We start from the raw sequence: 23,826 nt of genomic DNA, 5'->3' as shown, positions 1-23,826 counted from the left end.
GCCCCATAAATTCCGGCCTGAAACGCTTACTTGCGCTTCATCGACAGGAAGAACTCGTCGTTGGTCTTGGTCTGCTTGAGCTTGTCGACCAGGAACTCGATGGCGGCGATTTCGTCCATCGGGTGCAGCAACTTGCGCAGGATCCACATGCGCTGCAGCTCGTCGTCGGCAGTCAGCAGCTCTTCGCGGCGGGTACCGGAGCGGTTGATGTTGATGGCCGGGAACACGCGCTTCTCGGCGATGCGGCGGTCCAGAGGCAGCTCCATGTTGCCGGTGCCCTTGAACTCTTCGTAGATCACTTCGTCCATCTTCGAGCCGGTTTCGACCAGCGCGGTAGCGATGATGGTCAGCGAACCGCCTTCCTCGATGTTACGCGCGGCGCCGAAGAAGCGCTTCGGCTTCTCCAGGGCGTGGGCGTCGACACCACCGGTCAGTACCTTGCCGGAGCTCGGGATCACGGTGTTGTAGGCACGCGCCAGACGGGTGATCGAGTCCAGCAGGATGACCACGTCCTTCTTGTGCTCGACCAGGCGCTTGGCCTTCTCGATTACCATTTCGGCAACCTGCACGTGGCGGGTTGGCGGCTCGTCGAAGGTGGAGGCAACCACTTCGCCGCGCACGGTGCGCTGCATTTCGGTCACTTCTTCCGGGCGCTCGTCGATCAGCAGGACGATCAAGTGGCACTCGGGGTTGTTACGGGTGATGTTGGCCGCGATGTTCTGCAGCATGATCGTCTTGCCCGCTTTCGGCGGAGCAACGATCAGGCCACGCTGGCCTTTGCCGATCGGGGCGCACAGGTCGATGACGCGGCCGGTCAGGTCTTCGGTGGAGCCGTTACCGGCTTCCATCTTCAGGCGCTTGTTCGGGAACAGCGGCGTCAGGTTTTCGAACAGGATCTTGTTCTTCGCGTTTTCCGGGCGGTCGAAGTTGATGGTGTCGACCTTCAGCAAGGCGAAGTAACGCTCCCCTTCCTTCGGCGGGCGGATCTTGCCGACGATGGTGTCGCCGGTACGCAGGTTGAAGCGGCGGATCTGGCTGGGCGAGACGTAGATATCGTCAGGGCCGGCCAGGTAGGACGCATCAGCCGAACGCAGGAAACCGAAACCATCCTGGAGAATCTCCAGCACGCCGTCACCCGAGATCTCTTCGCCGCTTTTCGCGTGCTTCTTCAGCAGGGCGAAAATCACGTCCTGTTTGCGCGAACGGGCCATGTTTTCGATGCCCATCTGTTCGGCCATTTCCAAAAGATCGGTAATCGGCTTTTGCTTGAGTTCAGTCAGGTTCATAAGGGGAATGACGTAATCATGTAAGAAGGGAGAATTAAGCTTCTGGCTTAATGAGGCCGCGCCGCTAGATGGCGACAAGATCGCGTACTGATTCGAATTAGGGATGCTTCGGCGACGGCGTGTAGAGGGCACTGGAGAAGCAGTGCGAGGCCGAATGTAACACTTGCTTTTTTCGACGTCTAGTGGTTTTGACCGGGTAAATCGTGCCATGTGGGAGCGGGTTTACCCGCGAAGGCGGCAGCGGGTTCGGCATCGAATTCGCGGGTAAACCCGCTCCCACAGGCCCTTCGGGCAAAGAAAAGCCCCGCATCTGCGGGGCTTTTTCACATCACAGGTGGGCGTCGAGGAACGCGGCCAGCTGCGATTTGGACAGGGCGCCGACCTTGGTGGCTTCGACGTTGCCGTTCTTGAACAGCATCAGCGTCGGGATACCACGCACGCCGTGCTTGGCCGGGGTTTCCTGGTTCTCGTCGATGTTCAGCTTGGCGACGGTCAGTTTGCCCTCGTAGGTGGAGGCGATGTCGTCCAGTACCGGAGCGATCATCTTGCATGGACCGCACCATTCAGCCCAGTAGTCGACCAGTACGGCGCCTTCGGCCTTAAGGACATCGGCTTCGAAGGAGGCGTCGGTGACATGTTTGATCAGATCGCTGCTCATGGATATCTCCAGGGTCGTAAGCAAAAAAACGTGGCCCATGATAGCCGTACCCACGCCCGACAGGAAGCCACGGACGATTGAGTGTAACTATAGTTGTGCAAGACGCCACGAATCGAAACTGTCATACAAACGTCATAGCATCGAATGGCACATTGCCTTGCATCAAGGCCAGCTCAATGGCTGTGTACCACGCGTTGGCGACAGCCTGCTATCGTGGCACGATTGCCGGGTTAACGACCGAGAAAAACCAGATCATGCCGCATACCATCGCGAAGAACCTGTCCCTGATTGCCGCCATCGACCTTGGCTCCAACAGCTTCCACATGGTCGTGGCCAAGGCCCACCATACCGAAATCCGCATTCTCGAGCGGCTCGGCGAGAAGGTTCAGCTGGCCGCTGGCATCGACGAAGAACGCATGCTCAGTGAAGAGGCAATGGAAAGAGGCCTGGATTGCCTCAAGCGCTTTTCCCAACTGATCAACGGCATGCCGGCAGGCTCCGTGCGCATCGTCGGTACCAACGCCTTGCGCGAAGCGCGCAACCGCAACGAATTCATCCAGCGCGCCGAAGCCATCCTTGGCCACCCGGTCGAGGTGATCTCCGGCCGTGAAGAAGCGCGCCTGATCTACCTGGGCGTGTCGCACACCCTGGCCGATACCCCCGGCAAGCGCCTGGTGGCCGATATCGGTGGCGGCAGTACCGAGTTCATCATCGGCCAGCGCTTCGAGCCGCTGCTGCGCGAAAGCCTTCAGATGGGCTGTGTAAGCTTCACCCAGCGCTACTTCCGCGACGGCAAAATAACCCCGGCCCGCTACGCCCAGGCCTACACCGCCGCGCGCCTGGAGCTGATGAGCATCGAGAATGCCCTGCACCGCCTGACCTGGGACGAGGCCATCGGCTCGTCCGGTACCATTCGTGCCATCGGCGCCGCCATCAAGGCAGGCGGCCTGGGCAATGGCGAGGTCAACGCCGAAGGGCTGGCCTGGGTCAAGCGCAAGCTGTTCAAGCTGGGAGAGGTCGACAAGATCGACTTCGAAGGCGTCAAGCCGGACCGCCGCACCATCTTCCCGGCGGGCCTGGCGATTCTCGAAGCGATCTTCGATGCCCTGGAACTGCAGCGCATGGACCACTGCGACGGCGCCCTGCGCGAAGGCGTACTGTTCGACCTGCTGGGCCGCCACCACCACGAAGATGTGCGCGAACGCACCCTGAACTCGCTGATGGAGCGCTACCACGTGGATCAGGGCCAGGCTGCACGCGTCGAGCGCAAGGCATTGCACGCCTTCGACCAGGTGGCCGACGCGTGGGACCTCAAAGACGGGAACTGGCGCGATCTACTGGGCTGGGCGGCGAAAGTGCACGAAATCGGCCTGGATATCGCCCACTACCATTACCACAAGCACGGCGCCTACCTGATCGAGCACTCCGACCTGTCGGGCTTCTCCCGCGAGGACCAGCAGATGATGGCCTTGCTGGTACGCGGCCATCGCCGCAACATCCCAAAGGACAAGATCGCCGAACTGGGCGAGGAAGGAGTCAAGCTGCTGCGCCTGTGCGTGCTGCTGCGCTTCGCCATCCTGTTCCACCACATCCGTGGCAATCAGCAGATGCCGAAGGTCGAGCTCAAGGCTGCCGACAGCAGCCTCGATGTCGCCTTCCCGGAGGGCTGGCTGGAACAGAACCAGCTGACCCAGGCCGACTTCGCCAACGAGGCGGAGTGGCTGGCCCGGGTCGGCTTCGTCCTCAGCGTACGTTGAGGACCGGGTTGCTCAGGCGCTCCAGCAGGGTCGCCTGGGCACTGCGCGGGTTCTGGTTGCCGGTCGGCGTGCTGCGCACATAGCGCCCGTCCGGCTGCAGGGTCCAGGCGTGGGTGTTATCGGTCAGGTAGCCTTCCAGCTCCTTCTTCACCCGCAGCAACAGCTTCTTGCCTTCCACCGGGAAGCAGGTCTCGACGCGCTTGTCGAGGTTGCGCTCCATCCAGTCGGCACTGGACAGGTAGATCTGCTCTTCGCCGCCATTGAGGAAGTAGAACACCCGCGTGTGCTCGAGGAAGCGGCCGATGATCGAGCGCACCTGAATGTTGTGCGAAACCCCCGGAATGCCTGGGCGCAGGCAGCACATGCCACGCACCACCAGATCGATCTTCACGCCCGACTGGCTGGCCTTGTACAGCGCCTTGATGACCTTGGCGTCGGTCAGCGAGTTGAACTTGGCAATGATATGCGCCGGCTTGCCTTCGAGGGCGAACTGGGTTTCCCGCGCGATCATGTCGAGCATGCCCTTTTTCAGGGTGAACGGCGCGTGCAGCAGTTTTTTCATGCGCAGGGTCTTGCCCATGCCGATCAGCTGGCTGAACAGCTTGCCGACGTCCTCGGTGAGGGCGTCGTCGGAGGTCAGCAGGCTGTAGTCGGTATACAGGCGGGCGTTGCCGGCGTGGTAGTTACCGGTGCCCAGGTGCGCATAACGCACGATCTCGCCGTGCTCTCGGCGCAGAATCAGCATCATCTTGGCGTGGGTCTTGAAGCCGACCACGCCGTAGATCACCACCGCACCGGCCGCTTGCAGGCGGCTGGCCATCTGCAGGTTGGACTCTTCGTCGAAGCGCGCCCGCAACTCGATCACCGCAGTGACCTCCTTGCCGTTACGCGCCGCGTCCACCAGTGCGTCGACGATTTCCGAGTTGGCCCCGGAACGGTACAGAGTCTGGCGCACGGCAAGCACGTGCGGGTCCTTGGCGGCCTGGCGCAGTAGGTCGATCACCGGGGTAAAGGACTCGAACGGGTGCATCAGCAGGATGTCCTGCTTGCCGATCACGCTGAATATGTTGTCGGCGTTCTGCAGCAGCTTGGGGATCGCCGGGGTGAACGGCGTGTACTGCAACTCGGGGTGGCTGTCCAGGCCAGTGATGCTGAACAGGCGGGTAAGGTTGACCGGGCCGTTGACCTGGTAAAGCTCGCTTTCGCTGAGGCTGAACTGTTTGAGCAGGTAGTCCGACAGGTGTTTCGGGCAGGTGTCGGCCACCTCCAGGCGAACGGCGTCACCGTAGCGGCGCGAGAACAGCTCGCCGCGCAGGGCGCGGGCCAAGTCATCGACCTCTTCGGAGTCCAGCGCCAGGTCGGCGTTACGGGTCAGGCGGAACTGGTAGCAGCCCTTCACCTTCATGCCCTGGAACAAGTCGTCGGCGTGCGCGTGGATCATCGACGACAGGAACACGTAGTTGGCGCCCGGGCCACCCACCTCTTCCGGCACCCGGATGACCCGCGGCAGCAGGCGCGGTGCCGGGATGATCGCCAGGCCCGAATCGCGGCCGAAGGCATCGACACCCTCGAGCTCGACGATGAAGTTGAGACTCTTGTTCACCAACAGCGGGAACGGGTGGGTCGGGTCCAGCCCAATCGGAGTGATGATCGGGGCGATTTCGTCGCGGAAGTAGCGGCGCACCCAGGTCTTGAGCTTGGGCGTCCAGTAACGCCGGCGGATGAAGCGGATATGGTGCTTTTCCAGCTCGGGCAGCAGCACGTCGTTGAGGATCGCGTACTGGCGCTCCACTTCGCTGTGCACCAGGTCGCTGATACGCGCCAGCGCCTGGTGCGGCTGCAGGCCGTCGGCACCGGCCTGTTCACGGGCAAAGTTGATCTGCTTCTTCAGGCCGGCAACGCGGATCTCGAAGAATTCGTCGAGGTTGCTGGAGAAGATCAACAGGAACTTGAGGCGTTCGAGCAGCGGGTAGTTCTCGTCCAGCGCCTGCTCCAGCACACGGATATTGAACTGCAGCTGCGAGAGTTCGCGATGAATGTACAGGCTGCTGTCGTCCAGGCCTGGGATGACGATCGCCGGGGCCGGCGCAGGGGCCGGGGCCGCAGTCTCTGCCACCGGTTCGGCAGGCAGGGGCGCTGGCGGCAGGTCTGGCGGGGTCTGCACCATCTCTTCGGGGAGTTCCTGAGCATCCTTGATCGCGACAGGGGTTAGCACTTCATTATTCATCTGGCGTTCCTGAGGACGTTAACGCCCTATCATCTATTGAGCGGCAAGATAAGCGCCCATTATGACGCCTGTGTTACATGCCAGGGCAAGCCGTGGCGCGTGGCTTCTGGCATTCTCCAAGCAGGAATTGTTCATGTCGAGACACATCTGGACACTTTCACGAACGCGCGCGAAGGGGTAGGCTTCGCGTTCATTTCGCCAGCACCTCAGAAAATGCTTCAACAATTCCTGCAGGATTTCGGCTACTTCGCCCTTTTTCTAGGCACCTTCTTCGAAGGCGAGACCATCCTGGTGCTTGCAGGATTCCTTGCGTTCCGCGGTTACATGGACATCAACCTGGTGTGTCTGGTGGCATTTTTCGGCAGCTATGCCGGCGACCAGCTGTGGTACTTCATGGGCCGCCGCCACGGGCGCAGGATCCTGGCGCGCAAGCCACGCTGGCAGGCGATGGGTGACCGGGCGCTGGACCACATCCGTCGCCACCCCGACATCTGGGTACTGAGTTTCCGCTTCGTCTATGGCTTGCGCACGGTCATGCCGGTGGCCATTGGCCTGTCCGGCTACCCGCCACGCCGCTATCTGCTGCTGAACGGTATCGGCGCGGCCATCTGGGCAGTGGCCCTGGGCGCGGCCGCGTATCACTTCGGCGCCATCCTTGAAGGCCTGCTGGGCAACGTGAAGCGCTACGAGCTATGGGTGCTCGGTGGCCTGTTGGCGCTGGGCGGCCTGTTGTGGCTGCGCCGGCGCTTCCGCACGTTGCGCGCGGAGCGCAAGGCGGCGGGCAAAGCCCAGGCCCCAGAGGCTGAGCAAGCTGTAAGCCACGAGGAACAACCAGGTCGGCGGCACGACCACCGCTAGGCCCAGTGCGCCTGCCAGGTACAGCGCCGGCGCATTCGCCAGCAACCGTACCAACTCCAGGCGCATGGCCCATGGTCGGTTCTCCAGCAGCGCACCAAGTACGAACAAGCCAAACGCCATCAGCGCCCAGCCAAGTACCAGGGCGGCGGTTGGCACGCGCTCGGCCACCTCCATCAGATAGCTGCCTAGCGCCACGTAACTCACGAATTGCGCCGCCACATAGGCCTGCTGCGCACGGCCCAAGGCAACCTCGAACTTGCGAAATAACGCCAGCTCCTGCTTGGCCTGCGGGTAGCGTGCGGCCACATCGGCCGGGCGCCAGCCGGTGGGCATGAACCAGATGCGCAGCTTGTCCCACAGGCTGTCGGCGCGCCGGGCGTCGTGCCAGAGCTGGGCATAGAACTGCAGGTTGGCCCACAGCGGGTTCCAGCTGGCCAGCGGCGTGGTCACCCCGAACACCACCGGCTCGGCTGGGTCCTCCTCTTTGAAGGTGCCGAACAGACGATCCCAGAGAATGAACACGCCGCCGTAATTGCGATCCAAGTAAGCAGGATTTTGCGCATGGTGGACGCGATGGTTGGATGGCGTGATCAACACCCACTCAAGCCAGCCCAGCTTGGGAATGTGCCGGGTATGCACCCAGAACTGGTACAGCAGGTTGAGCGACGCCACCGTGATGAACACCAGCGGCGGCACACCGAGCAACGCCAGCGGCAGGTAGAACAGCCACGAGAAGATGAACCCGCTGCTGGTCTGGCGCAGCGCCGTGGTGAGGTTGTATTCCTCGCTCTGGTGATGCACCGAGTGCGCAGCCCACAGCACGTTGCGCTCGTGGCCAAGACGATGCAGCCAGTAGTAGCAGAAGTCGTACAGGACAAAGGCCAGCAGCCACACCCACCAGGCCTGCGGCGGCAGGCGCAGCAACGCCATGTGCTCGAACGCCAGGGCATAGGTCACCAGCCCCACCCCTTTGGTCAGCAAACCGGTACTGGTCGACAGCGCACCGGTGCTGAGGCTGTTGATCGAGTCGGCCAGGGTGAAGTTGCGCTGGCCGCGCACACGGTCGGCCAGCAGTTCGACGGCGATAAGCACGAAGAAGAACGGCACGGCCAGCAGGATCAGGTCCATGGGTACGACCTCAGGTGTTATCCGCCAAGATTAGGCCGCGCTTGCAGGAATCCCTATGGCTACATCTGCCAAACTAGAGGACATTTAGCGCCTCGACAGTGGAGTAAAAAGCATGACAAAAAAAGTAGCGGTGATTCTTTCCGGCTGTGGCGTTTATGACGGCGCCGAAATCCACGAAAGCGTGATCACCCTGCTGCGCCTCGACCAGCGTGGTGCGCAGGTGCAGTGCTTCGCGCCGAACATTGCGCAGATGCATGTGATCAACCACCTGACCGGCGAGGAAATGCCCGAATCGCGCAATGTGCTGGTGGAGTCGGCGCGCATTGCCCGCGGCGAGGTCAAGGACATCCGCGAGGCCAAGGCCGAAGACTTCGATGCGCTGATCGTGCCGGGCGGTTTCGGGGCGGCGAAGAACCTGTCCAACTTTGCCATGGAAGGCGCCAACTGCAGCGTCCACCCAGATGTGCTGGCCCTGGCCGAAGCCTTTGCCGGTGCCTGCAAGCCGGTTGGCCTGATCTGCATCTCGCCGGCGCTGGCGGCGAAGATTTACGGGCCAGGCGTGGTCTGCACCATCGGTACCGACGCTGGCACTGCGGCGGCCGTGCAGAAGATGGGTGGCACTCATGAAGAATGCGATGTGCACGATATTGTCGAGGACACCCAGCGCAAGCTGGTGACCACCCCGGCGTACATGGAGGCCAAGTCGATCAGTGAAGCGGCTGGCGGGATCTACAAGCTGGTGGATCGGGTGCTGGAGCTGACGCACGAGTAACTGGTGCAAGATTCAGAATCTGACGCGGTCCCTGTGGGAGCGGCCTTGTGTCGCGAAAGGGCCGCAGCGCGGCCCCGGCAATTTATGCGGCGAAGCTGAAAATCCTGGGGCCGCTTCGCGGCCCTTTCGCGACACAAGGCCGCTCCCACACGTCGTGTCCATCCTGCCAGCCGGGTCGCTTCAGGGTTTGGACAACCGGGCGATGATCCGGTCCAGCGCATTGGCAAACGCCTGCTTCTCGCGCTCGCCATAAGGCGCCTGCCCTCCCCCCACCTGGCCCTGCTCGCGCAACTCGGTAAACAAGTTGCGCGCCGCCAGCCGGTCACCCATGTTGCGTTCGTCGAACTCGCGCCCGCGGGGGTCCAGCGCCGCCACGCCCTTTTTCACCAGGCGGTCGGCCAGCGGCACGTCACTGCAGATCACCAACTCACCAGGCACGGCGTGCTCCACCAGGTAATCGTCGGCTGCGTCCATGCCGCTGGGTACCACGATCAGGCGCACGATAGCGAACGCCGGCTTGGCCACAGCCTGGCCCGCCACCATCACTACCTCGAACTTGCGCTTGAGGGCGAACTTGACGATCAGATCCTTGGCTGCCTTGGGGCAGGCGTCGGCATCGATCCACACACGCATCGGAAAACCTCGCAATCAGCTTGAGGCCCCCATCATGCCTCAAGCGCAACGAAAGCTGCAGCAGTCACCCATGGGCGCTGGAAAAATGGCGCCAATATTTCAATTGCCGCTTATCCGACCTCGCCACTCAGGCTACACTCGCCACAGCCCCGCTGGCCTGCCCGAGTGCGCAATGAACCACCCCCACGAAATCCGCCCCGACCTGGACGAAGGCATCGACCGCAAGGTCCTGGCGACATTGCGTGCGCGCTTCCTGCGGCTCAACCAAGGCCGGCTGCAGCGGGCCCTGGAGGGCCTGTCGACGCGCCAGCAACAGGTGCTGACACTGCTGCCGCTGCTGTTTCATGTGAACCACCCGTTGCTGCCGGGCTATGTCTCCGGCAGCACCCCCGCCGGCGTATCGGGCTACGAGCCAAGCGCCGAGCTGGTAGTCGAGGCCCAGCGCCTGGCCCGCTCGTTCACCTACAAGGCCCGTCATGGCAATCCGCCGCGGCCGATCCACGGCCTGTTCCTGATGGGCAGCCTGGGCTCACTGGCCCAAGCCGAGCAAAGCGACATGGACCTGTGGGTTTGCCACGCCCCGGGCCTGGCCGATGAGCTGCTGGACGAACTGCGCCGCAAATGCCAGCTGCTTGAGGCATGGGCGGAAAGCCTGGGTGCCGAGGCGCACTTCTTCCTGATCGACACGCAAGGTTTCGCCCAAGGCCAGCGCGAAGGCCAGCTCGGCTCCGACGATTGCGGCACCACCCAGCACTATCTGCTGCTGGACGAGTTCTACCGCACCACTATCTGGCTGGCCGGGCGCACGCCACTGTGGTGGCTGGTGCCGGTCTACCAGGAACACGATTACCACACCTATACCCAGACCCTGCTGTCCAAGCGTTTCATCCGCAGCCAGGACGCCCTCGATCTCGGCAACCTGGCGCACATCCCGCCCGGCGAGTTCGTCGGCGCCGGCTTGTGGCAGCTGTTCAAAGGCATCGACTCGCCCTACAAGTCGCTGCTCAAGCTGCTGCTGACCGAGGCCTATGCCAGCGAGCACCCCACCGTTCGCTGCCTGAGCCTGGACTACAAGCAGGCAGTGTTCGCCAACCAGCTAGACCTTGACGAGCTGGACCCCTACGTGATGGTGTACCGGCGCATCGAGCGCTACCTGCTGCAGCGTGGCGAACACGCGCGCCTAGAGCTGGTGCGGCGCAGCCTGTACCTGAAGGTTAACAAGAAGCTCAGCGACCCGACCCGGGCCAATGGCTGGCAACGCCGGCTGTTGCAGCGCCTGGCCGACGAATGGGGTTGGGACGAGCGCCAGCTGGCCCTGCTGGACAGTCGCAATCAATGGAAGGTGCAGCAGGTTGCCATCGAGCGCCGTGAACTGGTGGCCGAACTGAACCATAGCTACCGATTTCTCAGCCAGTTCGCTCGCACCCAGAACGCCAGCAGCCGCGCCGACCAACGCGATCTCAATGTGCTGGGCCGGCGCCTTTACGCCGCCTTCGAGCGCCGCGCCGGCAAGGTCGAAGTCATCAACCCCGGTATCGCCCCGGACCTGGCCGAAGGCACCCTGACCCTGGTACAAGCGCCTAATCGCAAGGAGCCCGGCAGCCATCACTGGGAGCTGTACACCGGCAACCTGAGCCCCCATGAGGTGGACCACTTCAGCCCGCTCAAACGCTGCCGCGAGGTGCTCGAGTTGCTGACCTGGGCTTATCGCAATGGAGTGATCGACAGCAGCACGCGCCTGGCGCTGCACCCAGGTGTCAGCGACCTCAGCGAATTCGAGCTATTCAACCTGATCGGCTGCCTGCAGCAGAGCATTCCCCTGCCCTTGCCGACCGTCAGCGAGGTGCGCTTGTTGCAGCCGAGCGTTGCCGACGAGGTGCTGTTGCTGGTCAACGTCGCCATCGACCCGCTGCGCCACCACCGCGACCTGAACATCCTGATGACCACCGAGCGCACCGACTCTTTGAGCTACGCAGGCGTGCGCGAAAACCTGGTCCTGACGCTGGACCAGGTCATCCTCAACAGCTGGAACGAAGTGCTGGTCCAGCGCTATGACGGCGAGCACGCACTGGTGCGCTGCCTGCGCGACTTCCTCAACAGCCCCGTGCCGCGCGGACACCGGCCGAAGGTGCGGGTGCGTTGCTTCTGCCAGAGCCGCGCCCAGGCCATCGGCCAACGCGTGGAGGAAATATTCGACACCGTACAACTGCTGCTGGACCAAGGCCTGAACCACCGCTACCTGCTGCAGGTGGCCCAGCACACCCATGTGCTGGAGCTGATGGCCGGGCATGTCGGCCTCACCACCTTGGCCGAACATGAGGCACTGTTGAACCATCTGGGCGAAGAACGCAGCGCCTACAGCCCACTGTACCTGGACGCCAACGCCCTGCAGGACCACGACCTGCACCTGGTGCTGGAGCAAGGCCGGCCTTTCTGCATCCAGGTGTTCTACCGCCTGCAGGGTGGCTGGGCCGAGTTGTACGTGCTGGATGAATACAATGCCCTGTGGCAGCAACGCCTGCCGCTGCACGACGAAGCTCACTTGCTGTTGCCGCTGCAGCGTTTTCTGCGCTCGGTGGTGATGCGCCGTGATGCCCAGCTGCCGCTGGACACCCAGCGCGCGGCATCACTGGACATCCACTACGCGCAACTGCTGCCTTCCGGGCCAGGCAAGGCGCGCAGCATCGAGCCGCGCCAGGCGCCGGTCGAGGGTAGTGACCAGCCTTACTATGAGGTGCAGGCGATCATCCAGGCCGGGGTGGCAGGCGCGGCGCACGTGACGCTGTATTGCGACCAGCAGGAGTTTTCCGAACTGGAGCATGGTGAGCAGTTGTATGCGGTGGTGGCCCGGCAGATCATCGGGCAGCGACATGGTGCAGGGCAGTACCGCTGCTACATCACGGACCTGGATTTGTCCGAGTTGCTGGATGACCAGCTGGGATCGACGCAGCTGTATCTGCGCTACAAGCGGGAGCTGGAGCAGGCTTTGAACGAGGGATTGGAGCAGGCTTTGGCGCAAGAGGCTTGAATTGCCGGGGGCGCGTTGCGCCCCCTAGCCCTTACAGGTCAAAATCGCCCGCCGCTTCCGGCTGGTATTCCACTTCCAGCAGCTTCAGCTTGAGGGTCTTGCCCCCCGGGGCCGGCCAGTCGATCTGTTCGCCCACCGACAACCCCAGCAAGGCGCAACCGATCGGTGCCAGGATCGAGACCTTGCCTTCCGGCCCGGCATCCTTCGGGTACACCAGGGTCAGGTGGTAGTCCTTGCCGCTGGCTTCCTCACGGCAGTGCACGCGCGAGTTCATGGTCACCACACCAGCCGGGACTTCCTCGTGACCGACCACCTGCTCGGCGCGGTCCAGCTCGCCCTGCAGGGCGAGCACACCCGGCGTACTCTCGTCGAGGCTGTCGATCAGACGCTCCAGACGTTGTACGTCCAATCGGGTGAGGATGAGGGAAGGCTTGGTGCTCATGATCCAGTCAGACTCCTTTGAACAGGCGGTTTTCATCGTGCAGATAAAGCAAAACCCCGCCCAAGGGCGGGGTTTGTGAAGGCTTTGGCGTCACCGACGCAGAACCCGACGTTACCACAGCCGGGTAAATACTCAAGCCCCTGCGATCAGTGTGCCTTAGCCTGGTCGCGCAGGGCCTGGGCCTCGCGGCAAATCTGCCGGCGCCGTTCGTCATCGGCCGAACGCCATTCACGGATATGCTCGACATGCCGGTGGCAACCTGTGCACACCCGCTGTTCGTCCAGCCGGCAAACGCTGATGCACGGCGACGGCACGGCGGGGCTGACGTTGCTGTAGAGCGGTTTGGGCGGCCGGGCCTGGGTACTGCTCATGTCAGATCTCGTCGAAGTCCAGCTTCTCGCCGGCCCGCTCCCAGACGATGCGCTCGAGCATTTCGCCCAGCAGCTCCTCGCTCTTCTCGCACACCCACTTGCCGCTTTCTTCGTCGTAGTCGAAGTGGAAACCGCCGGAACGGTCGGCCAGCCACAGCTGGCGCAGCGGCTCCTGGCGGCTGAAGATCAGCGTGCTGCCATTGTCGAACTTGATGGTCAGGACACCAGCGGAGTTCTCCATGTCCAGGTCCAGGCCGCTCTCGTCGAACAGGTCTTCCAGGGCCTGTTGGGTCGCGTCGACCAGATCATGGAAACGCGCTTCACTCAAACTCATTGCAGGAACCTCGAAATTGGCTGCGTTACAAGCAAGCCCGGCAAGATACGGGCGCTTGCCGCCGAATGCAAAGGTTTAGCCGCTACCTTCACTTGCCCCTTCGCGGCTAAAGCCGCTCCTACAGTACTGCACATGGCGTGAGGCCAATGCGGTCGAGGTGGGAGCGGCTTCAGCCGCGAAAGGGCCCTTGCAGGCGGTAAGAATAGCCCGCCCGGCGGGCCGGCCCTTGCATAGGCAAGCCGTCGGTCGCTCGGTATACTCGGGCGCAATACTGCATATTTCTAAGGATTTCACCCATGAAGCGCCTGATTTCCTCCCTCGCGGCGCTGGTCGCTGTTGCCTGCCTCGTTTCGGCCTGCGGCCAGAAAGGCCCGCTGTACCTGCCTGAAGACGGCAAGGACGGCAAGGCCAGCCACAAGTCGCACCAGTACCAGCCAAAAGCCAAGCCGGCCCCGACGCAGGAGCAGCAACCCGAGCTGCAGTCCGAGCCCGAGCAGTCGCCAGCGCAGTAAGGAAACCAGATGAACGCTTTCAACTACCGCGACGGCGAGCTGTTCGCGGAAGGCGTGGGCCTGTCGGCCATCGCCGAACGCTACGGCACCCCTACCTACGTGTATTCGCGCGCCCACATCGAGGCCCAGTACCGTAGCTACGCCGATGCACTGCAAGGCACCGAGCACCTGGTATGTTTCGCGGTCAAGGCCAACTCCAACCTTGGCGTGCTGAACGTGCTGGCACGCCTGGGCGCAGGCTTCGACATCGTATCCGGCGGTGAGCTGGAGCGCGTGCTGGCCGCTGGCGGCCGTGCCGACCGCGTGGTGTTCTCCGGTGTAGGCAAGACCCGCGACGACATGCGCCGTGCCCTGGAAGTCGGGGTGCACTGCTTCAACGTCGAATCCACCGACGAACTGGAGCGCCTGCAGGTAGTGGCCGCCGAGATGGGCAAGGTTGCCCCGGTCTCGCTGCGGGTCAACCCGGACGTCGACGCCGGCACCCACCCGTACATCTCCACCGGCCTGAAAGAGAACAAGTTCGGCATCGCCATCGCCGACGCCGAGGCCATCTACGTGCGGGCCGCGCAGTTGCCGAACCTGGAAGTGGTCGGCGTCGACTGCCACATCGGTTCGCAGTTGACCACCGTCGAGCCTTTCCTCGATGCCCTTGACCGCCTGCTGGTGCTGGTCGACCGCCTGGCCGAGTGCGGCATCCATCTGCGCCACCTGGACCTGGGTGGCGGCGTCGGCGTGCGTTACCGCGATGAGGAGCCGCCGCTGGTGGCCGACTACATCAAGGCAATCCGCGAGCGCGTCGGCGACCGCGACCTGGCCCTGGTGTTCGAGCCGGGCCGCTACATCGTGGCCAACGCCGGCGTCCTGCTGACCCGCGTGGAATACCTCAAGCACACCGAACACAAGGACTTCGCCATCATCGATGCGGCGATGAACGACCTGATCCGCCCGGCCCTGTACCAGGCCTGGATGGGTGTCAGCGCGGTCAAGCCACGCGCAGGCGAAGGCCGTGCCTACGACCTGGTCGGCCCGATCTGCGAGACTGGCGACTTCCTCGGCAAGGACCGCGTGCTGAACCTGGCCGAAGGTGACCTGCTGGCCGTACAGTCCGCGGGCGCCTATGGTTTTGTCATGAGCTCCAACTACAACACCCGTGGCCGTTGCGCTGAAATCCTGGTCGACGGCGACCAGGCCTTCGAAGTACGCCGCCGCGAGACCATCGCCGAATTGTACGCTGGCGAAAGCCTGCTGCCGGAGTAAGCCCATGCTGCTGCGTTTTACCAAGATGCATGGGCTGGGCAACGACTTCATGGTCCTCGACCTGGTCAGCCAGCACGCGCACATCCAGCCCAAGCACGCCAAGCAATGGGGTGACCGCCACACCGGCATCGGCTTCGATCAGTTGCTGATCGTCGAGGCGCCGAACAACCCGGAAGTGGACTTCCGCTACCGCATCTTCAATGCCGACGGCTCCGAGGTCGAGCAGTGCGGCAACGGTGCGCGCTGCTTCGCCCGCTTCGTGCTGGACAAGCGCCTGACCGCGAAAAAGCGCATCCGCGTGGAAACCAAGAGCGGCATCATCGAACTGGACGTGCAGAACGACGGCCAGATCAGTGTCGACATGGGCCCACCGCGCTTCATCCCTGCCGAAATCCCCTTCGTCGCCGACGAGCAGGCGCTGAACTACCCACTGGAAGTCGACGGCCAGGTGCATTCGATTGCCGCCGTGTCCATGGGTAACCCGCATGCCGTGCTGCGTGTCGACGACGTGCGTACCGCCCCTGTGCATGAGCTGGGCCCGAAGATCGAAAACCACCCACGCTTCCCGCAGCGGGTAAATGCCGGCTTCCTCCAGGTCATCGACCGCCACCGCGCCAACCTGCGGGTGTGGGAACGTGGTGCGGGCGAAACCCAGGCCTGCGGCACCGGCGCCTGCGCCGCCGCCGTGGCGGCGATCAGCCAGGGCTGGATGGACTCCCCGGTATCCCTCGACCTGCCCGGTGGCCGCCTGCACATCGAATGGGCCGGCCCCGGCAAGCCCGTGCTGATGACTGGCCCAGCCGTACGCGTCTACGAAGGACAGGTTCGTCTCTAAGCGAGTAACCGCCATGACCGATCAGCCCCAGGTTGTACCCCAGCAGTCCGCCGAGCTCGATGCCGAAGCGGTGGTCGCCTACCTGCGCGCCCACCCCACCTTCTTCGCCGAGCACGACGAGTTGCTGATCGAACAGCGCATCCCTCACCAGCGTGGCGACAGCGTGTCGCTGGTGGAGCGCCAGCTCAAGTTGCTGCGCGACCGCAACATCGAGATGCGCCACCGCCTGTCGCAACTGATGGACGTGGCCCGCGACAACGATCGGCTTTTCGACAAGACCCGCCGGCTGATCCTCGACCTGCTCGACGCCGGCAGCCTGGAGGAAGTGGTGATGGCAGTCGAAGACAGCCTGCGCCAGGAATTCCAGGTGCCCTTCGTCAGCCTGATCCTGTTCGGCGAAAACGTCGCGCCGGTCGGGCGCTGGGTGAGCAACGCCGAAGCGCAGCAGGCCATCGGTGCCCTGCTGGGCGGCGGCAAGACGGTCAGCGGCAACCTGCGCGAGCACGAGCTGGCCTTCCTGTTCGGTGAAGAACAGCGCCGGGAAGTGGGCTCCAGCGCCGTGGCTGCCCTGGAATACCAGGGCCTGCACGGGGTGCTGGCGATCGGCAGCCGCGACCCGCAACACTACAAGAGCAGCGTCGGCACCTTGTTCCTTGGCTACATTGCCGAGGTGCTTGGCCGCGTTGTGCCACGCGTTACCCAGACCCTGCGCCCGGTACGCTGATGGAACGCCAGCTGGAGGCTTATTGCGCACACCTGCGCAACGAGCGCCAGGTGTCCGAGCACACCCTGCTGGGCTACCGTCGCGACCTGGACAAGGTGGTCGCCTACTGCAAGGAGCACGGCATTGCCGATTGGCAGGCGCTGCAGATCCAGCAGCTGCGCCAGCTGATCGCCCGCCAGCACCACCACGGCCAGTCCTCGCGCAGCTTGGCCCGGCTGCTGTCGGCGGTACGTGGCCTGTACCGCTACCTGAACCGCGAAGGCTTGTGCCAGCACGACCCGGCCAGCGGCCTGAGCGCGCCCAAGGGCGAACGCCGGCTGCCCAAGGTGCTGGACACCGACCGCGCCCTGCAACTGCTGGATGGCGGTGTCGACGATGACTTCATCGCCCGTCGTGACCAGGCCATCCTCGAACTGTTCTATTCGTCGGGCCTGCGCCTGTCCGAGCTGACCAACCTCGACCTCGATCACCTCGACCTCGCAGCCGGCCTGGTGCAGGTGCTGGGCAAGGGCGGCAAGGCCCGCGTGCTGCCGGTCGGCCGCAAGGCCCGCGAGGCATTGCAGGCCTGGTACCGCCTGCGCGGCATCGGCAACCCGCGCGACCGCGCGGTTTTCATCACCCGCCAAGGCAACCGCATCAGCCCACGGGCCGTTCAGCAACGGGTGAAGGCAGCCGGTGAGCGCGAGCTGGGCCAGCACCTGCACCCGCACATGCTTCGCCATTCCTTCGCCAGCCACGTGCTGGAATCGTCCCAGGACCTGCGCGCGGTGCAGGAGATGCTCGGCCATGCCGACATCGGCACCACGCAGATCTATACCCACCTGGACTTCCAGCACCTGGCCGCGGTGTACGACAGCGCCCACCCTCGGGCCAAACGCAGCAAAGGCACAGACTCATGAGCATCAAGCTGATCACCTTCGACCTCGACGACACCCTGTGGGATACCGCGCCGGTAATTGCCAGCGCGGAAGTCGTGCTGCGCGACTGGCTCGAAGCCAACGCCCCGATCCTTGGCGGCGTACCGGTGGAGCACCTGTTCGCCATCCGCGAGCGCCTGGTACAAGCCGAACCGGGCCTGAAGCACCGTATCAGCGCCCTGCGTCGACGGGTGCTGTTTCATGCCCTGGAAGAAGTCGGCTACAGCGAGAAGCATGCGCAAGAGCTGGCCAACGAAGGTTTCGAAGTATTCCTGCATGCCCGCCACCAGGTGGAGATTTTCCCGGAGGTGCAGCCGGTGCTGGAGATCCTGCGCCATCACTACACCTTGGGCGTGGTCACCAACGGTAATGCCGACGTAAGCCGGCTGGGGCTGGCGGACTATTTCCGCTTTGCCCTGTGTGCCGAAGACCTCGGCATCGGCAAGCCGGACCCGGCGCCGTTCCTCGAAGCCCTGCGCCGCGGTGACGTGGAAGCCAGCGCAGCGGTGCACATCGGTGACCACCCGGGCGATGACATTGCCGGCGCCCAGCGCGCCGGGCTGCGGGCGGTGTGGTTCAACCCCCAGGGCAAGGCGTGGGCAGGCGAACAGGCGCCGGACGCCGAGATCCAGCGCCTGTCGCAGTTACCCGACATCCTCGCGCGCTGGCGCTGACAGGGGGCCGGCCCATTCGCGGGTAAACCCGCTCCCACAGGTTCACCACTGCTTTCAGGTCCTGCGCCGTCCTTGTGGGAGCGGGTTTACCCGCGAAGAGGCCGGCACAGGCAACCCATAACCCGCAGGCACAAAAAAGCCCGCAGCGACGGCGGGCTTTTTTTCGATCAGCCACTCAGATAGGGCGGCTGCCGTACTTGTTGTCCGGCTTCTTGGGCGGATCGGCGACCACGTTGGCCTCGACTTCCTGAACCTTTCCGCCGCGGGCGAGGAACTCTTCCATGGCCTTGGCCAGGGCGTCACGCTCCTTCTGCTTGGCTTCCATGCTCGGCATCTCGTCTACCGAGACCGCGGCCTTGGATTTGCCCTTGGCAGCGGGTGCCGGGCTGCTGTCGTCATCGCCAGCGTCTTCGGCACCATCATCAGCTGCCGCTTCGAGGCCTTCATCGCCCTCGTCTTCGTCGCCTACTTCGAGGTCATCATTTTCCAGATCGTCGTCGCTCATGTTCTACCTCATGACTTGCGAAAAGCAGGTTAGTTATAGACCAGTGCAGCCGTAGACCGGCAGCCACCAGTGAAAATTCAACTGGCCGTGGGTTAGGCCACTGCCCTAGGGTCGGCGCTCCTGATGGGAGGCGGCACCCAGCAGACCCTGCTCCTGGCAGGACCTGACAAATCCTTTAGCCCCTGCTGGCCACACGCTATTGGCAAGCCTAGCAAAGGCTGGCGAAGCGTGTGGACTCCTCGTCAAACACCCTTCGGCGCGCATTCTAGCGCGCCAGCAGAAAAAGCAAAGCACCATGAATGCTCTGCGTTTTGTAAGATTTCCGCCTACGTCGCGAACGTGTCGGATAAACCGTTTGCCGTGCGGGAAATGCTAAAAATATGGCAAAAAAAATGCCCGGCAAGCCGGGCAAGTTTTTACCGCGTCGCGGTTACAGGTTGTAGCCGCGCTCGTTGTGCTGAGCCAGGTCGAGGCCGACCGACTCTTCTTCTTCGCTTGCCCGCAGGCCCATCACCACATCAAGCACCTTGAGAATCACGTAGGTGACGATGGCGGTGTAGACCACGGTGAAGATCACGCCCTTGGCCTGGATCCAGACCTGCATGCCGATGTCGGTGACGGCACCGAAGCCGCCCAGCGCCGGAGCTGCGAACACACCGGTGAGGATGGCGCCGACGATACCGCCGATGCCGTGCACGCCGAAGGCGTCCAGCGAGTCGTCATAGCCCAGCTTGCGCTTGAGGCTGGTGGCGCAGAAGTAGCAGACCACACCCGAGACCAGGCCGATCACCAGGGCACCCATGGGGCCTACGGTACCGGCAGCCGGGGTGATGGCGACCAGGCCGGCGACCACACCCGAAGCAATGCCCAGGGCGCTCGGTTTACCGTGACCGATCCACTCGGCGAACATCCAGCCCAGGGCCGCGGCGGCGGTGGCGATCTGGGTCACCAGCATGGCCATGCCGGCGGTGCCGTTGGCAGCCGCGGCAGAGCCTGCGTTGAAGCCGAACCAGCCGACCCACAGCATGGCCGCGCCCATCAGGGTATAGCCCAGGTTGTGCGGAGCCATCGGGGTGGTCGGGTAGCCCTTGCGCTTGCCCAGCACCAGGCAGCAGACCAGGCCAGCGATACCGGCGTTGATGTGCACCACGGTGCCGCCGGCGAAGTCAAGCACGCCCCAGTCCCACATCAGTGCGCCGTCACCGCTCCAGACCATGTGCGCGATAGGCGCGTAGACCAGGGTGAACCAGATGCCCATGAACACCAGCATCGCGGAGAACTTCATGCGCTCGGCGAACGCACCAACGATCAGCGCCGGGGTGATGATGGCGAAGGTCATCTGGAAGGTGATGAATACCGCTTCAGGGAACAGCGCGGCAGCCGAGGTCAGGTTTGAGGGCGTGACGCCGCTGAGGAACGCCTTGGAGAAGCCACCGACGAAGGAATTGAAGTTGAGCACGCCCTTTTCCATACCGGTGGTATCGAAGGCCATGCTGTAGCCATAGACGACCCAGAGAATGCTCATAAGGCCAGTAATTGCAAAGCACTGCATCATTACCGACAGCACGTTCTTGGAACGCACCATGCCGCCATAGAACAGGGCCAGGCCCGGAATGGTCATGAACAGCACCAGCGCCGTTGCGGTCAGCATCCAGGCGGTGTCGCCGGAATTCAGCGCTGGGGCAGCTTCCTCTGCCAAGGCAAGCCCGGGCATTACGAGGGACAATAGGGCTCCTAGCCCTGCGATCTTACGCAGAGTCATGTTGTTTTCTCCTGGGGCGTTGGGTTTGGTGAGGCTTTGTTGCTGCTTAGATCGCGTCGGTATCGGTTTCGCCGGTACGGATACGGATTGCCTGCTCCAGATTCACCACGAAAATCTTGCCGTCACCGATCTTGCCGGTGTTGGCTGCCTTGGTGATGGCTTCGATTACCCGATCAAGGTCCTTGTCATCGATGGCGACATCGATCTTCACCTTGGGCAGGAAATCGACCACATATTCAGCACCGCGATACAGCTCGGTGTGGCCCTTCTGCCGACCGAAACCTTTGACTTCGGTGACGGTGATGCCCTGCACGCCGATTTCCGACAGCGACTCGCGCACGTCGTCCAGCTTGAACGGCTTGATGATGGCTGTGACTAGCTTCATGAAACTCTCTCCCGATTTGGTGGACTTGCCCCAGGAAAACAAACCCGTCTCAAGTCTAAGCGCAGCGGTTGGCTTTGTAACGCGTCGTCGGCATCCGGCTCCGCGTGCGCACTGCCTGGTCACAAAGAACTGCATCAGTGCATGGCTCGCACTGGTCTTTGCAGAAACCTTGCCAGTTCCGTCAAAGCTCGGGAAAACAGGGAGTTATGTGAATCAGTCGGGATTGGCCAGTCGCCAGCATGGGAAACATGCACAATTTCGGTGCACTTCGACCTGCCGCATCGCTCGAAAAATGTGCAGTTTCAGATGAGCGCTGCTTTCTGTAGGAGCCAGCGACGAGGCCGGATGCTCATGCATGCGTGCTACACTGCCGGCCATTTCCCAGTATCAGTGGACAGCCCCATGCTCGCGCCCAAAGCCCTTCTCGATGCCCTGAGCGACCAGGCATCGCGCCTGTTCAGCAGCGATACCGCCCAGCCCCGCGCCGAACTGGAAAGTCAGTTCAAGGTGCTGATGCAAGGTGCCTTCAGCAAGCTGGACCTGGTCAGCCGCGAAGAATTCGACAGCCAGATGGTCGTACTGGCGCGCACCCGCGCACGCCTGGAGGCTTTGGAAAAACAAGTGGCCGAGCTGGAAGCCCGGCTGAACCCGACCCCACAGGATGAGTGAATGCAACCCTCCAGCGCATACCCGGTACTGTTGTTTTCCTACGGCACCTTGCAGGACAAGGCCGTGCAGCTCGCCAACTTCGGCCGCGAACTGAGCGGCCAAGCCGACCGCATGCTGGGCTACCGCCAGGACTGGGTCGAGATCACCGATCCGGCCGTGCTGGCAGCCAGCGGCAAGTCCCATCACCCTATCGTCGCTCCCAGCAGCCAGGCAGACGACAGCGTGGCCGGCATGGTCTTCCAGATCAGCGAAGAAGAGCTGGCAGCGGCGGATCGCTATGAAGTCGCTGACTACAAGCGCGTGGCCGTAACGCTCGCATCGGGCCTGACTGCCTGGGTTTATGTACGCGCCTGAGCCCTTCCGGCGCACAGCAGGCACGAACCCGACGGGGTGACAATGCAGGGGAAACCCCTGCCTGAAAAACCAGGACGCACACTTCTTTCGCCGGCCCGGGCCGTGCTCGCTATTCTTGCAAAGCCGCAGGAAGCGGCCCTCTTCAGCGACAACGGAGCGTCCATGTCCCTAGCCCTCGTCCACAGCCGCGCCCAGGTGGGCGTGCAGGCACCGGCGGTCAGCGTCGAAACCCACCTGGCCAACGGCTTGCCCCATCTCACGCTGGTCGGTCTGCCGGAAACCACGGTCAAAGAGAGCAAGGACCGGGTACGCAGCGCCATCGTCAACTCCGGTTTGAACTACCCGCAGCGGCGCATCACCCAGAACCTCGCCCCCGCCGACCTGCCCAAGGATGGCGGGCGCTATGACCTGGCAATTGCCCTGGGTATCCTCGCCGCCGATGGCCAGGTACCAACGGCCACCCTTGCCGAGGTCGAATGCCTGGGCGAACTGGCGCTGTCTGGCAAGTTGCGCCCGGTGCAGGGCGTGTTGCCCGCAGCACTGGCGGCACGCGAAGCAGGCCGGGCGCTGGTGGTGCCGCGGGAGAATGCCGAGGAAGCCAGCCTGGCAGGCGGGCTGGTGGTGTATGCGGTGGGGCACCTGCTGGAACTGGTCGCCCACCTGAACGGCCAGGTGCCATTGCCACCGTATGCCGCCAACGGCCTGATCCTGCAGCAACGCCCGTACCCGGACCTGAGCGAAGTGCAGGGCCAACTGGCGGCCAAGCGTGCGCTGCTGCTAGCGGCGGCCGGGGCGCACAACCTTTTGTTCACCGGGCCTCCCGGTACCGGCAAGACCTTGCTTGCCAGCCGCTTGCCGGGGCTGCTGCCACCACTGGACGAGCACGAAGCACTGGAAGTGGCGGCGATACAGTCGGTCAGCGGCCATACGCCACTGAGCAGCTGGCCGCAGCGGCCCTTCCGCCATCCGCATCACTCCGCCTCCGGCCCGGCACTGGTCGGCGGCAGCAGCCGGCCGCAACCGGGCGAAATCACCCTCGCCCACCATGGCGTGCTGTTTCTGGATGAACTACCTGAGTTCGAGCGTCGCGTGCTGGAAGTGTTGCGCGAACCGCTGGAGTCGGGCGAGATCGTGATTGCCCGGGCCCGCGACAAGGTGCGCTTCCCGGCCCGTTTCCAGCTGGTGGCGGCAATGAACCCCTGCCCTTGCGGCTACCTGGGCGACCCCACTGGCCGCTGCCGCTGTAGCACCGAGCAGATCGCGCGGTATCGCAACAAGCTGTCCGGGCCATTGCTGGACCGTATCGACCTGCACCTGACCGTGGCCCGGGAGAGCACCACGCTGAACAACCAGCCCTGCGGCGAGACCAGTGCCGATGTGGCGGCCAAGGTAGCCGAGGCACGTGAACTGCAACAGCGGCGGCAAGGGTGTGCGAATGCATTTCTCGACCTTGAGGGGTTGCGCTGCCATTGTGGGTTGGCGGCGGCGGACCAGGCCTGGTTGGAGGGGGCCTGTGAGCGGCTGACCCTGTCGTTACGTGCGGCTCACCGGTTACTGAAGGTGGCGCGGACGCTGGCGGATCTGGAAGGTAACCAGGCAATTGGCCGGGCGCATCTGGCCGAGGCCCTGCAGTACCGGCCGGGGAGCAGTTAGATTGCCGGGGCTGCTTTGCAGCCCATCGCAGGCAAGCCAGCTTGTGTCTTCAAGGTCTCTTAAACTCGAAAGGGTGAGAGCAGTG

23 protein-coding genes and 1 pseudogene are annotated in these 23,826 nt (G+C 63.4%); 13 read left to right on the top strand and 11 right to left on the bottom strand.

Annotated features, from left to right (window positions below; translation table 11 throughout):
- Positions 1–26: 26 nt before the first annotated feature.
- Together rho and trxA are read right to left on the bottom strand one after the other, a co-directional pair.
- On the bottom strand, positions 27–1,286 hold the full coding sequence (gene rho / locus MJ643_RS18650; RefSeq protein ID WP_003253661.1) for a transcription termination factor Rho: 1,260 nt from the start codon (positions 1,284–1,286) through the stop codon (positions 27–29).
- A gap of 328 nt (positions 1,287–1,614) precedes the next feature.
- Positions 1,615–1,944, bottom strand: coding sequence for a thioredoxin TrxA (gene trxA, locus MJ643_RS18645; RefSeq protein ID WP_003253660.1), 330 nt, complete (start codon positions 1,942–1,944; stop codon positions 1,615–1,617).
- A gap of 254 nt (positions 1,945–2,198) precedes the next feature.
- On the opposite strand from trxA, the gene ppx reads away from it, so the two are divergent.
- Positions 2,199–3,701, top strand: coding sequence for an exopolyphosphatase (ppx, locus tag MJ643_RS18640; RefSeq protein ID WP_004375529.1), 1,503 nt, complete (start codon positions 2,199–2,201; stop codon positions 3,699–3,701).
- On the opposite strand, the gene ppk1 is transcribed toward ppx, so the two are convergent.
- Positions 3,688–5,928 (bottom strand): polyphosphate kinase 1, encoded by a 2,241-nt coding sequence (gene ppk1, locus MJ643_RS18635; RefSeq protein ID WP_013974735.1) that lies wholly within the window; start codon positions 5,926–5,928, stop codon positions 3,688–3,690. The two genes, ppx and ppk1, sit on opposite strands and share 14 nt — an antisense overlap.
- Before the next feature lie 213 nt (positions 5,929–6,141).
- Between ppk1 and MJ643_RS18630 the strand changes: the two genes are divergently transcribed.
- On the top strand, positions 6,142–6,786 hold the full coding sequence (locus MJ643_RS18630; RefSeq protein WP_015272245.1) for a DedA family protein: 645 nt from the start codon (positions 6,142–6,144) through the stop codon (positions 6,784–6,786).
- A gap of 501 nt (positions 6,787–7,287) precedes the next feature.
- On the opposite strand, the pseudogene MJ643_RS18625 reads toward MJ643_RS18630, so the two are convergent.
- Positions 7,288–7,716 (bottom strand): annotated as a pseudogene (locus MJ643_RS18625) (sterol desaturase family protein); the annotation flags it as partial.
- A 310-nt stretch (positions 7,717–8,026) separates the two neighbouring features.
- Between MJ643_RS18625 and elbB the strand changes: the two are divergent.
- Complete coding sequence (gene elbB, locus MJ643_RS18620) at positions 8,027–8,686, top strand: isoprenoid biosynthesis glyoxalase ElbB (protein WP_169775119.1); 660 nt, start codon at positions 8,027–8,029, stop codon at positions 8,684–8,686.
- Positions 8,687–8,866: 180 nt separating this feature from the next.
- On the opposite strand, the gene MJ643_RS18615 is transcribed toward elbB, so the two are convergent.
- Positions 8,867–9,319, bottom strand: coding sequence for a YaiI/YqxD family protein (locus MJ643_RS18615; RefSeq protein ID WP_013974739.1), 453 nt, complete (start codon positions 9,317–9,319; stop codon positions 8,867–8,869).
- Positions 9,320–9,491: 172 nt separating this feature from the next.
- Between MJ643_RS18615 and MJ643_RS18610 the strand changes: the two genes are divergently transcribed.
- Positions 9,492–12,347, top strand: coding sequence for a class I adenylate cyclase (locus tag MJ643_RS18610; protein ID WP_169775120.1), 2,856 nt, complete (start codon positions 9,492–9,494; stop codon positions 12,345–12,347).
- Positions 12,348–12,378: 31 nt separating this feature from the next.
- Here MJ643_RS18610 and rnk read toward each other — a convergent pair whose 3' ends face one another.
- The 3 genes from rnk to cyaY all read right to left on the bottom strand — a co-directional run bounded on the left by rnk (position 12,379) and on the right by cyaY (position 13,494).
- Complete coding sequence (gene rnk, locus MJ643_RS18605; RefSeq protein ID WP_023661830.1) at positions 12,379–12,789, bottom strand: nucleoside diphosphate kinase regulator; 411 nt, start codon at positions 12,787–12,789, stop codon at positions 12,379–12,381.
- Between the two features lie 146 nt (positions 12,790–12,935).
- Positions 12,936–13,160 (bottom strand): DUF1289 domain-containing protein, encoded by a 225-nt coding sequence (locus MJ643_RS18600; protein WP_013974742.1) that lies wholly within the window; start codon positions 13,158–13,160, stop codon positions 12,936–12,938.
- 1 nt (position 13,161) lies between these two features.
- Positions 13,162–13,494 carry an iron donor protein CyaY gene (gene cyaY, locus MJ643_RS18595; protein WP_004375540.1) on the bottom strand — a complete coding sequence of 111 codons (333 nt, stop codon included), beginning with the start codon at positions 13,492–13,494 and terminating at the stop codon, positions 13,162–13,164.
- 296 nt (positions 13,495–13,790) lie between these two features.
- Here cyaY and MJ643_RS18590 point away from each other — a divergent pair, with 296 nt between their 5' ends.
- Genes MJ643_RS18590 through MJ643_RS18565 form a run of 6 tightly spaced genes read left to right on the top strand, consistent with a single transcriptional unit; the run spans position 13,791 to position 18,413 of the window.
- Positions 13,791–14,006 (top strand): lipoprotein, encoded by a 216-nt coding sequence (locus MJ643_RS18590; RefSeq protein ID WP_004375542.1) that lies wholly within the window; start codon positions 13,791–13,793, stop codon positions 14,004–14,006.
- A 9-nt stretch (positions 14,007–14,015) separates the two neighbouring features.
- Positions 14,016–15,263, top strand: coding sequence for a diaminopimelate decarboxylase (gene lysA, locus MJ643_RS18585; RefSeq protein ID WP_013974743.1), 1,248 nt, complete (start codon positions 14,016–14,018; stop codon positions 15,261–15,263).
- 4 nt (positions 15,264–15,267) lie between these two features.
- Positions 15,268–16,098 (top strand): diaminopimelate epimerase, encoded by an 831-nt coding sequence (gene dapF / locus MJ643_RS18580; RefSeq protein WP_013974744.1) that lies wholly within the window; start codon positions 15,268–15,270, stop codon positions 16,096–16,098.
- Positions 16,099–16,111: 13 nt separating this feature from the next.
- A complete protein-coding gene (locus MJ643_RS18575; RefSeq protein WP_015272252.1) occupies positions 16,112–16,822 on the top strand; it encodes a DUF484 family protein in 711 nt (236 codons plus the stop codon).
- Complete coding sequence (xerC, locus tag MJ643_RS18570) at positions 16,822–17,721, top strand: tyrosine recombinase XerC (protein WP_013974746.1); 900 nt, start codon at positions 16,822–16,824, stop codon at positions 17,719–17,721. The genes MJ643_RS18575 and xerC overlap by 1 nt, the downstream gene beginning before the upstream one ends.
- Positions 17,718–18,413 carry an HAD family hydrolase gene (locus MJ643_RS18565; protein WP_038410237.1) on the top strand — a complete coding sequence of 232 codons (696 nt, stop codon included), beginning with the start codon at positions 17,718–17,720 and terminating at the stop codon, positions 18,411–18,413. The genes xerC and MJ643_RS18565 overlap by 4 nt, the downstream gene beginning before the upstream one ends.
- Positions 18,414–18,588: 175 nt before the next feature.
- Here the strand turns inward: MJ643_RS18565 and sutA are convergent, their stop codons facing one another.
- From sutA to glnK, 3 genes are all read right to left on the bottom strand, one after another.
- On the bottom strand, positions 18,589–18,918 hold the full coding sequence (gene sutA / locus MJ643_RS18560; RefSeq protein ID WP_013974748.1) for a transcriptional regulator SutA: 330 nt from the start codon (positions 18,916–18,918) through the stop codon (positions 18,589–18,591).
- 430 nt (positions 18,919–19,348) lie between these two features.
- The gene (locus MJ643_RS18555; protein ID WP_015272254.1) at positions 19,349–20,680 is read right to left on the bottom strand and encodes an ammonium transporter; all 1,332 of its coding nucleotides are present in this window, start codon (positions 20,678–20,680) and stop codon (positions 19,349–19,351) included.
- 46 nt (positions 20,681–20,726) lie between these two features.
- Entirely contained in the window at positions 20,727–21,065 is a 339-nt protein-coding gene (gene glnK / locus MJ643_RS18550) for a P-II family nitrogen regulator (protein WP_002555808.1), read from the bottom strand.
- A 402-nt stretch (positions 21,066–21,467) separates the two neighbouring features.
- Here glnK and MJ643_RS18545 point away from each other — a divergent pair, with 402 nt between their 5' ends.
- The 3 genes from MJ643_RS18545 to MJ643_RS18535 all read left to right on the top strand — a co-directional run bounded on the left by MJ643_RS18545 (position 21,468) and on the right by MJ643_RS18535 (position 23,741).
- On the top strand, positions 21,468–21,734 hold the full coding sequence (locus MJ643_RS18545; RefSeq protein ID WP_015272255.1) for an accessory factor UbiK family protein: 267 nt from the start codon (positions 21,468–21,470) through the stop codon (positions 21,732–21,734).
- The gene (locus MJ643_RS18540; RefSeq protein WP_023662910.1) at positions 21,735–22,088 is read left to right on the top strand and encodes a gamma-glutamylcyclotransferase family protein; all 354 of its coding nucleotides are present in this window, start codon (positions 21,735–21,737) and stop codon (positions 22,086–22,088) included.
- Positions 22,089–22,250: 162 nt separating this feature from the next.
- Positions 22,251–23,741, top strand: a complete 1,491-nt coding sequence (locus tag MJ643_RS18535) for a YifB family Mg chelatase-like AAA ATPase (RefSeq protein ID WP_024087897.1) — start codon at positions 22,251–22,253, stop codon at positions 23,739–23,741.
- Positions 23,742–23,826 lie beyond the last annotated feature (85 nt).

The organism is Pseudomonas sp. PNPG3 (genome assembly GCF_023093815.1).
GTDB lineage: Bacteria > Pseudomonadota > Gammaproteobacteria > Pseudomonadales > Pseudomonadaceae > Aquipseudomonas > Aquipseudomonas asiatica.
Note: the sequence above shows the minus strand (reverse complement) of the source record. Positions and strands in the feature narration are given on the sequence as shown.